Annotated in this window: 9 protein-coding genes; 3 read left to right on the forward strand and 6 right to left on the reverse strand. The window is 45.3% G+C overall.

From position 1 onward, the window contains the following. Positions 1-192: 192 nt before the first annotated feature. Entirely contained in the window at positions 193-963 is a 771-nt protein-coding gene (locus O4M77_RS02200; protein WP_180010872.1) for a ThiF family adenylyltransferase, read from the forward strand. Positions 964-1,066: 103 nt separating this feature from the next. Beyond that, a complete protein-coding gene (locus tag O4M77_RS02205; RefSeq protein WP_200229714.1) occupies positions 1,067-2,881 on the forward strand; it encodes a tetratricopeptide repeat protein in 1,815 nt (604 codons plus the stop codon). Positions 2,882-2,937: 56 nt separating this feature from the next. Here O4M77_RS02205 and O4M77_RS02210 read toward each other — a convergent pair whose 3' ends face one another. Genes O4M77_RS02210 through O4M77_RS02220 form a run of 3 tightly spaced genes read right to left on the reverse strand, consistent with a single transcriptional unit; the run spans position 2,938 to position 7,713 of the window. Beyond that, positions 2,938-4,350 carry an efflux transporter outer membrane subunit gene (locus O4M77_RS02210; protein WP_180010868.1) on the reverse strand — a complete coding sequence of 471 codons (1,413 nt, stop codon included), beginning with the start codon at positions 4,348-4,350 and terminating at the stop codon, positions 2,938-2,940. A gap of 10 nt (positions 4,351-4,360) precedes the next feature. Continuing rightward, positions 4,361-6,337 (reverse strand): MacB family efflux pump subunit, encoded by a 1,977-nt coding sequence (locus tag O4M77_RS02215; protein ID WP_200229715.1) that lies wholly within the window; start codon positions 6,335-6,337, stop codon positions 4,361-4,363. A 2-nt stretch (positions 6,338-6,339) separates the two neighbouring features. Beyond that, the gene (locus tag O4M77_RS02220; RefSeq protein WP_180052454.1) at positions 6,340-7,713 is read right to left on the reverse strand and encodes a MacA family efflux pump subunit; all 1,374 of its coding nucleotides are present in this window, start codon (positions 7,711-7,713) and stop codon (positions 6,340-6,342) included. A gap of 600 nt (positions 7,714-8,313) precedes the next feature. Between O4M77_RS02220 and O4M77_RS02225 the strand changes: the two genes are divergently transcribed. Continuing rightward, positions 8,314-8,763, forward strand: coding sequence for a bacteriohemerythrin (locus O4M77_RS02225; RefSeq protein WP_180017185.1), 450 nt, complete (start codon positions 8,314-8,316; stop codon positions 8,761-8,763). Here O4M77_RS02225 and holA read toward each other — a convergent pair. From holA to leuS, 3 genes are all read right to left on the reverse strand, one after another. Continuing rightward, the gene (gene holA / locus O4M77_RS02230; protein WP_179992379.1) at positions 8,760-9,758 is read right to left on the reverse strand and encodes a DNA polymerase III subunit delta; all 999 of its coding nucleotides are present in this window, start codon (positions 9,756-9,758) and stop codon (positions 8,760-8,762) included. The genes O4M77_RS02225 and holA overlap by 4 nt on opposite strands. Positions 9,759-9,767: 9 nt before the next feature. Beyond that, positions 9,768-10,301: a hypothetical protein gene (locus O4M77_RS02235; RefSeq protein ID WP_180033794.1), complete on the reverse strand. Its 534-nt coding sequence runs from the start codon at positions 10,299-10,301 to the stop codon at positions 9,768-9,770. A 277-nt stretch (positions 10,302-10,578) separates the two neighbouring features. Beyond that, on the reverse strand, positions 10,579-13,200 hold the full coding sequence (gene leuS / locus O4M77_RS02240) for a leucine--tRNA ligase (protein WP_200229723.1): 2,622 nt from the start codon (positions 13,198-13,200) through the stop codon (positions 10,579-10,581). Positions 13,201-13,212: the final 12 nt, after the last annotated feature.

Below are 13,212 nucleotides of genomic sequence, written 5' to 3' on the forward strand. Positions count from 1 at the left end.
CTGGCTCCCTTTAGGACAATAATAATTGAAATATTGTGAAGTTTATGATGGTTGTAATTTGATCGATTTTACGTGTGTTAACGATGGCACAAGAAAGCTTTTTTGACTGATTTTGTATCTGAATTTTAGTGGCAGTAAAGTGTCCATGATTTTGCTAAAATGCTCTGGTGTTTTTCTTGCTATTGATGACCTATGACTGATCTGCTTCAAGATGATGAGTATGACCGCCGTTTTGCGGGTGTAGCCAAAATTTATGGTAACGATAGCTTTCATCATTATGAAAACAGTCACGTGATGGTGATCGGAATTGGCGGTGTTGGTTCATGGGCAGTCGAAGCATTGGCACGTACCGGGATTGGTGAGCTCACACTGGTCGATATGGATGTGGTCGCAGCATCGAATATTAACCGTCAGTTACCAGCTATGACGGCGACACTAGGATGTGAAAAAATCGAAATCATGGCAGAACGCTGCCGTTCGATTAATCCACGCATCAAGATCAATCTGATTGACGATTATCTGACGCCAGAAAATGTGAAAGAAATTCTGTCAGGAAATCCTGACATCATTCTGGACTGTATCGATGACGTCAAAGCGAAATTTGCCTTGATGCTGCATTGCCGTTTTAACAAGGTTCCATTGATTGTATCCGGTGGAGCAGGCGGTAAACTGGATCCCTTAAAAATCCGTGTTGCCGATTTATCCAGAACCGAACAGGATCCAATGCTGGCAAAATTACGTGCGCAATTACGTGCTAAAGGCATCTGTAAAAAGCCAAAAGAAAAATTTGGCATCACTTGTGTCTACTCTATCGATAACCCATTCTCGAGTGCAGATGTTTGTGCAAGCGCAGGCTTACGCTGTGGTGGTTATGGGTCTGCAGTGGTAGTGACATCTAGCTTCGCCATGGTTGCGGTATCGGAAGTATTGAAAAAGCTCGATAGTAAAAGACTTAAAGCCTGATTGAGTCAAAAAAAAGCACACGATCTGTGCTTTTTTTTTATGCTAAGTTTAAAATGAATTTTTATACATATAACAAAAACAATCTTTTGGTTTTGGAGCAGCTATGTGGTTTTTGCTAGTGCTGGTTTTGGGGATTGGGGCTTTAGCAATCTGGATGTGGAAACGTCCTGATCCGGTGAAACGTGATCAGGCCAAAGCCGTGCATCATGATCTATGGATTGAACAGATTGATGCTCAATTGAAGTATGCAACCCGTCTAAGTACGGATCCGCATCACCCGGACTATGGACGTGCCTATCAAATTTATCAGGGGCTGGCCCAGCAGCAGGAATTGCCGCAGGCTTATGTGGGCATGGCCCTAATGCACTTAAACGGACAGGGCTGTGAGCAGAGCACAGAAAAAGCGATTAGTTTTCTTGAAAAAGCTTATAGTTTAGGTGGTGAGGATGCGGCCTATCATTTAGGCCAGATCTATGATGGTCATCAATACCAATTAAATGATCCTGAAAAAGCCTTGTACTGGTATCGGCATGCGGTCGCGCGCGGTCATCTGGATGCGCAGTATCGCATCACTGAGCTGGCTGAATCTGATCATGACACTGCAGAACAGCAACGTCTGCAACTGTTAATTCAAAATGCCGAGCAGGGGCATGCCAATTCACAGTATCAGCTAGCCCAATATTATTTGGCGGATGGTGCAGCGCAAGATTTAAGTTTGGGTATCCATTATCTGTTTCTGGCAGCACAGCAGGATCACTTGGCTGCCAATCAGGATATTGCCGAAGCCTATGCAAATGGCAAAATCTTGCCCAAAGATCAACAGCAGGCTTTGAGTTTCATTAAACGCTGTATTCATCTCGGTGATCAGAGTGGTTTATATGATTACTATGCCGGCGTGTTACTCGGTACTATTGATCCTGATCAACGTCAACGGGTGTTTAAGCATCTATTACAGCAGTCCAAAGAACATAAAGATGCACAGGCCAAAACCCTGATCGGTCTGGCTTATTTTCATGGCTGGTATGTACAAAAAAATGAAACCATGGCATTTCGCTACTGGTCTGAAGCAGCACAAACCCGGCATCCACAGGCCTTGAGTCTGATTGCCGCACTATATTTTGAATCCTATCTGGTCGCACATGAACTGGAGAAAGCGTTTGAACTCTATCAACATGCATTGCAAAGCGATCCTGATCATGGTTTTAGCCAGATGGGCGTGGCGCTCTGCTATTTAAACGGAGTGGGGGTAGCCAAGGATACGACTAAAGCTACCCAAATGATTCAGGCAATCGCACAGCAAGAGCAACTTGCAGCACAGTCTGAAGCTGATCTGATTTATATAGTGGGACGTTTTTATGGCTTGCCTGAATATCCGCTGCCGACCCGAGAAAAGGCAATTCAATATTTGAATCAGGCGGTGGCGAAAGGATCAAGTAAGGCTGCCTGGTATCTGTATCAAGCATATTCTGGTTTTTATCCAGTCTTTGAAGTGAATGAGGAACAGGCCAAACGTTATCTGCATCAGGCAGCTCAATTGGGCAATGCACAAGCCCAGACCGAATTAGGCTTAATGTATTTAAAGGGCAAAAAGGTGGAGCAGGATACGGCTTTAGGACTGAAATATCTGGAACAGGCTGCGAGCCAGCATAATGGTCTCGCACTAAATGCTTTAGGTGAGGCTTTGGAACAAGGAATTGGCATTGAAGCCAATTTGGATCAGGCAATCCAGTGCTATCGTAAAGCGGCTGCGCAGGTGAATGCTGATGCTTATAGTCATCTGGGGCGCTTATATACCAAAGGCATTGGTGTAGAACGTGATATTGCAATTGCCCGTCAATGGCTGGAAAAAGGCAGTCTGTTAGGACATGAGCCTTCTATTGAACAGCTTAACAATGTAAATGCTTATCTGCATATGTAAACTTCAATAAAAAAACCGCTGACTAACAGCGGTCTTTTTTGAGTCAAATATATTGCTTAAGGTAGTTGTTTGATCGGGCTACCACCCAAAGCTTGCATCAGGGTCACATAAGCATTGTATTGGCTTTGTCGGGTTTGCACCAAAGACAGACGGGCATTCCGCGTAGTTTCCTGTGCATCCAGCAGGTTTTTCAATGCTACTGCACCATTACGATAACGCACTTCGGTCAAACGTTCAGTACGTTCAGCCAGTTCAACGTTACGCTGTTGTAACGCAACCTGTTTGGTGAGTTCAGTACGATTAGACAAGGCATTCTCTACATCGGCAAAAGCTTCATACATGGTCTGACGATACTGGATAATCGCTTTTTCATATTCCAGTTCATTCACCTGCAAATCACGCTTCATATCATTCCATTGTAGGAATGGCAGGCTGAGTCCAGCACCTAAGGTCGCCACCGGATTTTTAAGTGCATCTGACAATGATGAACTGGTGCCCACGCCGGTACTTAGGCTGCCAGTCAGGCTGATCGAAGGGTAATAACTGGCTTTATTGGCATCCTTGTTGGCCAAGGCTTTACGCAAACGCAGTTCAGTGGCTCTCAAGTCAGGACGACGGGAGAGAAGGCTAGCAGGTAAGCCGGCTTCAATCGACGGTAAAGTAATATTCGGTAAACGTTTCGGTTCCTGAATCGAAAGCTGTTGCACAGGCATATTCATGAGTACTGCCAGCGCCGTACGCGTTTCCACACGTTGCTGTTCAATCTGACTTAAGGTCGCTTGCTGGCTTTGGATCGCCTGTTCAGCTTGAGTCAGATCGAGACCAGATACTGCCCCGGCGCGATACTGGACATTGACCAGATCATACGTACGCTGTGCAGTCGCCAGGTTTTGTTGAACTACGCTATAACGTTCATTTAGATAACCCAGTTGCCAGTACAGTTGAGCAGTCGTACCAATCAGACTTTGTGCAGTCGCCTGCAAGTCCTCTTCAGATGCCAGGGCTTCCCAGCGTGCTGCTTCAGTCTGATTGGCCAATTTACCGAACAGATCCAGTTCATAGCTTAAGCCAGGGAAATTAACCCCAAAACCGGATGAACTACTGCCATCTTCCAGATCAAAGCTTCTACGCGTGGTTAGTCCTGCATCACTGATGCGTACACCTTGCTGACTTTGTGTCTGTCTGGCCTGAATACGGGCTTGCTGCAAATTAATCCCGGCTACGGCCAGATCACTATTGGCTGCCAGTACGTCATTCACCAGACTATTCAATTGGGGATCTTTAAATAGAGTCCACCATTGGTCTGCCAGAATATCAGCATGGATTTGCTGGCTTACAGCTTTACTGTTTTGAAAGTTGTTAGGTACCTGTACAGCAGGTTGTTCATACGGCGTTTTCACCACGGCCGCACAGCCGACCAGTGAACTCCCTAGAATCAGGGCACTGGCAAGTTTGGTAAGAGTATGCATATCAGATTCCTTATTCTCGAGAAAGTGCATCGACCGGATTCAAACGGGCTGCATTACGTGCCGGGATAAAGCCAAACACAATACCGATTAGACTTGAGCAGACAAAGGCCGCGACAATCGATGTGGTCGAGTATGCCATCTGGAAGGTTCCTCCAGCAAAATGGGTAATCAGCTGACCGATACCGAGTGACAGCAATACGCCTAAAATACCGCCCAGAATACAAACCAGAACAGCTTCAATCAGGAACTGTTGCAGAATGTCACTTTGGCGCGCACCGACCGCCATCCGTACCCCGATTTCCTGAGTACGTTCAGTCACGGAAACCAGCATAATATTCATTACACCAATACCACCGACGACCAGTGAAATCACCGCAATTGCCGAGATCAGCAAGGTCATGGTTTGGGTCGTTTGCTGAATCGTTTCACGGATACTGTCTGCATTTTGCGTAAACACATCCTGCGCACCGTGGCGTTGTACCAGTAAATTTAAAATGGCATTTTCAGCGGCTGCACTTGGATATTCATCCTTAATACGGACAATGATCTGACGCACATTCGGTTGACCCAGCATACGGCTCATGACGGTAGAATAGGGCAGATAGACATTCAGGCTATCATTGTTTCCCATCATGCCTTTTTGCGCATCAATGACGCCAATCACCCGGCTTGGTACACTGCCTAAAAGCAGTACCTGACCGACAGGATTGGTGCCATCTGTAAAGAAAGTATTTTGGGTGTTGGTATCAATCACCACATCCTGCGCCTGCTCAGTAATACTTTCTTTATCAAATGGCTGACCTGATTTAAAGGTCATACCTTTGACATAGAAGAAGTCTTCACTGACGCCGTTGACGGTAGTTGATGCTTCAATCTCTTTGAAGCGTCCAGTGACACTGCTGTTGACCGATGGGCTGACCCCATCCACATAAGGCTGTTCTGCCAGTGCATCGGCATCAGCGGGAATTAGCGTCTTGGATTGGGAGGAACGTGAATTATCCCCGAAGCCTCGGCCCTGAAATACGGTAATAGTATTGGTCCCGAGACTGCTGATATTTTCCAGAATCTGCTTTTGTGAACCATTTCCGAGCGCCACCACCGAAACCACAGAGGCGATCCCGATAATAATCCCGAGCATGGTCAGGAAGGTCCGCATCCGGTGCGCATTCATGGCCAATAAGGCCATACGGAAAGCTTCACCGAGACGGTCTACTGCAGAACGCCAGCTCGAGATTTTCTTCTGTTCATTTCGGACCAGATTTTTTTTCTCGAAACCATCATCAACTTCAGGCACATTCGGTTTATCTGAAATGATATTCCCGTCTGAAATCTCGATAATACGCGTCGCATTTTTTGCCACGTTATGATCATGTGTGACCAGAATAATGGTATGACCTTTGGCATTCAGCTCACGCAGAATCCGCATCACTTCAATACCGCTATTCTTATCCAGTGCACCGGTTGGTTCGTCGGCAAGAATCACGTCACCGCCATTCATCAGGGCACGGGCAATCGAAACACGCTGCTGCTGACCACCAGACAATTGACTCGGACGGTTCTGGGTTTTTTCACCCAAGCCCAAATCAGTCAGTAATTTGACAGCACGTTCGTGACGGGTATCTGAATCTGCACCGGCATAAATTGCAGGAACTTCGACGTTACCTGCCGCACTTAAATCACCGAGCAGATGATAACGCTGGAAAATAAAGCCGAAATATTCACGACGTAACTGTGCCAGTTCATCGGCTTCAAGTTCGCGGGTTTCACGGCCTTTAACTTTATAGCTGCCCTTGGTTGGCTTATCCAGACAGCCGAGAATATTCATCAGGGTGGATTTACCCGAACCGGACTGACCGACAATGGCGACCAGTTCGCCCGGATAAATCTCCAGATTGACCCCTTTTAAAATCTGGACCGTGCTTTCACCCGCAGGGAATTCACGAACCAGATTCTTGACCTCGAGTAGAGGTTGCTGTTGTTGATTCATGCTTACATTCTCATTGGGCCGGCGCCACCAGGACCACGGCCACTGCCGCCACGTTTAGCACCGTCATTAGAAGTATCAGAGCCATCTGCAATCACAACCTGATCACCACGTTTCAAGCCTTTGATCACTTGTGCGGTTACACGGTTATTCAGACCAATCAGGACAGGGGTTGGTTTTGCTGTTCCGTCTGCCTGCAATACACGAACCATGGCACGCTGAGCTTTACCTTGTTCAACCAGGGCACGTTCAGCATCAGAAAGTTCTAAGCGAGGAGGGCGGTCACCTGCCGGACGTTTACTATCACCACGGGCTTGATCCTGACCTTCACCACGTGCAGATGGGTCAACGGCACCGCGAGAGCCTTCACCACGATTTGGACGTTGTGGACGGTTTGAACCTTGAATGGCAGCCGCCGGAACAGTCAGTACATTTCGTGCTTCATCAAGAACGATATAGACTTGCGCCGTCATATCAATACGCAGCTTGCCATCTTCATTCGGTACATCAAACAGGGCGTTGTAATACACTGCAGAGCCTGAAGTTGAGCTTGAAGTATTGGTTTCGGTATTAATTGAATTTGGTGCAGGTTCAACCTGACGAAGTTTGGCGTAAATTTTCTTATCAGTATTACCCAAAGTAGTGAAGTACACTGTTTGGCCTTCCTGAACTTTCATGACATCGGCTTCGGAAATCTCAGCCTTAATCGTCATGGTATCCAGTTGTGCCAGTTTCACAATCGTTGGTGCGCTTTGATTGGCGTTTACAGTCTGACCTTCTTCAGTCACGATCGCTACGATAGTTCCATCCATGGGTGCCACGATTTGGGTATAACCGAGATCTTCTTTCGCGGTTGCCAAGGTTAAACGTGACTGCTCAATCTGTGCATTAATCGCAGTGATATCTGCCTGAGCGGTTTTGTAGCTGGCTAATGCAGATTCCAGTTCTGAACGCGAGGTTGCATCTTGGGCATACATGGCTTGCTGACGCTTATACTCGGCTTCCACCTTGGCAAGGTTGGCCTGTTTCACGGCAAGCTGTGCCATCTGGTTTTTAATGCTGGCTTCAGCAGTCTTTAAATCATTTTCCTGACGAACAGAGTCAATTCGGGCAATCAGTTGGCCTTGTTTGACCTGATCGCCGAGTTGCACATACATTTTTTTAACCTGACCCGAAACCTGGGCACCGACACTGACCATTTTGGTGGCTTCAAGTACACCAGTTGCCAGTACCGAATTTTCAATATCCCCTTGGGTCACTTCAGCTGTAATGTATTGTGGCTGCTGCTCTTTTGGTTTCAGAAAATACCAGGCAGTGACTGCCATCAGGATGGCAATTACAATCGCCATAATGAGTTTCGCAGGTTTTATTTTTGGCATATGGATTCAGATTCGGGTCGTAGGATAACAGTTGATTATAAAAGCGAAATTAGGATAAAACGTGAATTTTTTTTATTTAAAATGAGAACTATTTTCCACTGCCTGGTTTAAAAAAGCATATAAGATAAAACCTGATTTTATATAAAGGATTCATTGACCTACTCATATTGGAATCATCTTTTTTAGGTGAAATTTTATACGATTTAGCTATCCAAAAAATATTGATCATATGATGAATTAATTAAAACTTCATGGGAGTATAAAGTACTTCTCAGACATACTGCATGCAAAAAGCTGGTCACTAAACTGCTGGTAAAAATACGCCATAATGCTGCTCAATATCATGGAAGTTTTTAATGATATTTGTTGTAAAAATAATTCTGCGCTAAAGCCAACCTCTTTCATTTTTAATCTAATTTTTCGAACGATGTGTTCTACTAAAATTTAAAAAATCTATGTTTTACATATAGATTTAAGCAAATAAAGTTTGTAATATCTAATTCCATAAAAAAAATATGGGTTTATTCATTAAGAGAATATGCTCATTTAATGAGCGGAAAAATAATACGACTTTACTAAGAAAATTAATGAGGTTCATAGATGGAATGGAATGAAAGTTACAATATTGGGATTGAGGTGATTGATCATCAACATCGCCAGATTCTGGACTATATAAATGCCTTAGAGCAGGTCAAAAGTACCGGAGATCGCGATAAAATCCGGGAGGTTTTAGACGATTTAATTGACTATACCCAGTCACATTTCAGCTTTGAAGAAAACCTGCTGGAACAGGTGAGTTATCAATATTTGACTTCACATCGCGGCATACATGAATTATTTGTCAAAAAATTAAATGATTATCGTCTGAAGTTTGAGCAAGGTCAGTCCATTGAAAAAGATTTATATCGTCTTCTGTCCAAATGGCTCATCAACCATATTCAGCACGATGATCAGGATTATGTAGAAGCAGTACGGGACAATATGCTGAGCTACCTGCGAACGCAGGAGAAGAAAAAAGGCAAAGGCTGGTTTGCGCGTTTCTTTAGTTAGGCACTCGGAGATGCAAACAAGCTTTGACCGCACATTTCAGCAATGGCCTGCAAGATCAGATGTTCAGGGTTCTCTCTGGACATCCCTTTGATTGCAGCATCGATCCGGATCAAAAGCTGAGGCCAGCTTAAAAAGCGCTGTGGACTTAAACGACGCAAGGCTTGCTGATATAAGCTCACTTTAGTCTTCCAGATACCGATTTGTAAGGCATTTTGTGGCTGTTCAAATAATTGCATCAATAGACGCATTTCTTTGCTGATACTCCACAAAATCAGGCTCATCGGTTCACCTGAGGCAATCAGATACTGAAAGATCTTAATTGATTGTGCCAAATTCCCATTCAGCAAGGCATCACTCAGATCATAGGTGCTGTAACGGGACTGATCCTGCAAGCAGGCATATAGATGGTCAATCTGGATAATATCTACTTCAGCAAAGGTATCTGCTACGCGCATCAGGCTATTTTTGGCTGCCAGCAAATTGTGCTCATGATGCTGCTCTAGCCATTGCCAGGCGTCATTGGCCAGCTTAATTCCCAGTTTTTCCGCTTCAATTCCGAGGATCTGTTGACGATCTTTTGGGTAGTTCGCTACCAGTGATACATTTACGCCATTGGCATCAATGGTCTGGAAAAAACTGGATTTCAGGCTGCTGGCATCCTGTTTCGGCATGACCACCAACAGCAGGTTATCACTGTCCTGCTGCAGATAGCTTTTTAACAGTTTGAGACCGCTGGCATCCGGTTTGATATTTCCATGCACTTCAATTGCCAGTTGGCTAGAAAATAATGACAGGCTGTTTAAAGCATTGAAGACATTTTTCCAGTCAGAGGCAGAGCTAATATCATAACGCTGGCGTTCAACTTCACGGCTTTGCCAGCTGCTACGAAAGGCATCTACCAGATTCTGTTCCAGCAAAGGCTCCTGACCATGTAACACCCAGGCACCGCGAGCTTCATTGACACGTTTTAATGCCTGGAGGTAGTCAAGTTTCATTGGGTCATCTTATTGGGCTGGTTGAGTCGAAGTTTCTGATCTTGCCAATGGCAAACGATTCGATGAAATTTGACGGGCAATCTGCTGGGCCACATCATCAATCAGGACCTGATTTAAGAATTTCTGTTCCTGGTCATCTGTATTCACGGTTTCAATATCATATTGATAGGTACGGGTCGCAATTACCGTACGGGGTTCAGTCACCGGATTGCCTTGCGCATCTTCAATTCGGAAAGTTACATTCAGACGCAATAAGGTTTCTACAAGTTTGCCATTCAATTCTAAACGGCGAGGGGTGTAATCTAGGACACGTAAGACATAAGCATCAGGTGCATTACTCAGCTGTACTCCAGCAGCACCCAGGTAAACAGCCAGTTTTTCCTGAAGATCTTCAGTATTGTCAGGCAGGGCCAGACTCATGACTGAGTAAGCTACAGGTGCGGAACTCGGATTGGTTCCTTTTAAATGAAAGCCACAGCCGACGAGGCCTGCACTTAGACCACAAGTTAAAACAATTGCTGCTAAACGTTTGCCTAAATGCATGAGTATCCTCTTTTCCCTTGGGGAAATATTTGAAATCCTGAACCGGATTGTAAAGTCAAAGCCCGTTGGCTGGCAACGGGCTTTGTTTGGAATTGTTTTTTAATCCCTCCCTACCTCCCTTTAAAAAAGGGAGGAGAACCCATTTTTTATATATGGACGGGAATTCCCCTCTTTATTAAAGAGGGGTTAGGGGAGATTAAATCCCTCCAAACCTCCCTTTCTTGCGCTTCAATATAAAGCAGTGCTTTATATCTTGCTCAGGGAGGCTTCAAGGAAATTAAACCACCAAATTCACTAACTTATTCGGCACCACAATTTCTTTCTTGGTTGGACCCGTCAAGAATTGCTGAACTTCAGGCAAGGCTTTGGCTTGCGCCAAAATATCATCTTTTGATGCATCCACAGACACTTCAAGTTTGCCACGAAGTTTACCGTTCACCTGAACCACGATGGTTTGTGTATTACGAGTCAATGCAGATTCATCCACTTGTGGGAACTGCGCTTGAGTTAACTCAATCCCAAACTGAGCCAATAAAGTCTGGCTTAAGTGCGGTGCAAATGGTGCCAATAAAGTAAGAAGCGTAGTGATTGATTCACGTGCTACAGCAACGTCATTATCACCTTTCGCTTCAAACTTGTTGTTCGCATTTAACAGTTCCATCATTGCTGCAATCGCAGTGTTGAATGCGTGACGACGTTCGATGTCATCACCCACTTTCTGGATGGTTTCGTGAGTCTTACGACGTAAATCTTGCGCAGCTGTAGAAAGAGCGGCTTTATCGAATTCAGTCGCAGCATTGCCTTTTTCAAGGAAACCGGTTGCCAAACGCCATACACGTTTCAGGAAGCGGTTTGCACCTTCAACGCCGGCATCAGACCATTCAAGTGATTGATCAGGTGGGGCTGCGAACATCATGAACACACGTGCAGTGTCTGCGCCGTATTGGTCAATAATCGCTTGCGGGTCGATACCGTTGTTTTTCGATTTCGACATTTTTTCCTGACCGCCAACAATGACGTCCTGACCATCACCTTTGTATTTCGCAGAAGTGATGCGACCTTTCTCATCACGCTCAAGTTCGATGTCGGCAGGGTTGAACCAGGTTTTCTTGCCAGACTCAGACTCACGGTAATAAGTATCCGCAAGCACCATACCTTGAGTGAGCAAGTTAGTGAACGGCTCATTACCTTGTACCACGCCTTCGTCACGCATCAATTTGTGGAAGAAACGTGCATATAACAAGTGCAGAATCGCGTGTTCAACACCACCGATATATTGGTTTACAGGAAGCCAGGTTTGACCTGCTTCAGGTTTTACCATGCCATCTGTAAAGTCTGGAGATGCATAACGTGCATAGTACCAAGATGATTCTACAAAAGTATCCAGGGTATCTGTTTCACGACGTGCGTCGCCACCACAGCATGGACATTTGGTCTCAAAAAATTCAGGCATTTTGTTCAGCGGGTTGCCTGAACCATCTGGAACGACATCAGTTGGAAGAACAACAGGAAGTTGATCTTCAGGCACTGGCACTTGACCACAGGTGTCACAGTTGATCATTGGAATTGGACAACCCCAGTAACGCTGACGGGAAACACCCCAGTCACGTAAACGGAATTGAACTTTAGAATTTGCTAAACCTTGTGGTTCTAATTTTGCCAATAACGCATCATAAGCCGCTTGGAAATCTAAACCGTCAAATTCGCCTGAATTAACCAGTTTACCTTCTTTAGAACCGTACCATTCCTGCCAAGTGTTTGCATCAAAGTCAGCATCGTCTGCACCTTTGGCATCAATGACTTGCTTGATGGTTAAGCCATATTTGTTGGCAAATTCGAAGTCACGTTCATCGTGTGAAGGCACTGCCATCACCGCACCTGAACCGTAAGACATCAGTACGTAGTTTGCGATCCAGACTGGAACTTCTTCACCTGTTACAGGGTGTTTCACAGAAAGACCTGTTGCCATGCCTTTCTTCTCAGCAGTCGCAAGATCCGCTTCTGCCACAGAACCCATACGGCATTCTTCGATGAATGCTTGAAGCTCAGGATTATTTTCCGCAGCTTTTAACGCCATTGGGTGTTCTGCTGCCACTGCAACATAAGTTACACCCATCAATGTGTCGGCACGCGTGGTAAATACCGTTAAACCGTCTGCATACACGTCTGGATTCGCTGAAGGGAAGGTGATTTCCATACCTTGTGAGCGACCAATCCAGTTGCGTTGCATGGTCAGGACTTGTTGTGGCCAGCCGTCTTTTAATGTTTCAAGATCGTCCAGTAATTCTTGCGCATAATCAGTGATGCGGAAGTAGTACATTGGAATATCACGTTTCTCAACCAATGCACCTGAACGCCAGCCGCGACCATTTTCAACCTGTTCATTGGCAAGAACGGTCTGGTCGACTGGATCCCAGTTTACGGTTGAAAGTTTACGGTAGATCAGGCCTTTTTTATAAAGCTGAACGAATAGCCATTGTTCCCAGCGATAGTATTCTGGTGTGCAGGTTGCGAATTCACGATCCCAATCTACAGACAGGCCAAGTTTCTTCAACTGATTACGCATGTAATCAATATTTTCGAAAGTCCATTTTGCAGGAGCGACCTGGTGTGCAATGGCAGCGTTTTCCGCAGGAAGACCGAAAGCATCCCAACCCATGGGTTGTAATACAGTTTCGCCTTTTAAACGGTGAAAGCGGCTGATCACGTCACCAATGGTATAGTTACGCACATGACCCATATGCAGTTTGCCACTTGGGTAAGGGAACATCGAGAGGATATAACGACGTGGACCTTCTACAGTGTCGGCAACTTTAAAGGCTTTGCGAGATTCCCAGTCCTGCTGGACTTGAGGTTCAATCGCACTGGCTTGATATTCTGAGTCAATGTGAGTAGTCATATACGTAATACA

The sequence above is a fragment of the Acinetobacter sp. YWS30-1 genome, from assembly GCF_033558715.1.
Taxonomy (GTDB): domain Bacteria; phylum Pseudomonadota; class Gammaproteobacteria; order Pseudomonadales; family Moraxellaceae; genus Acinetobacter.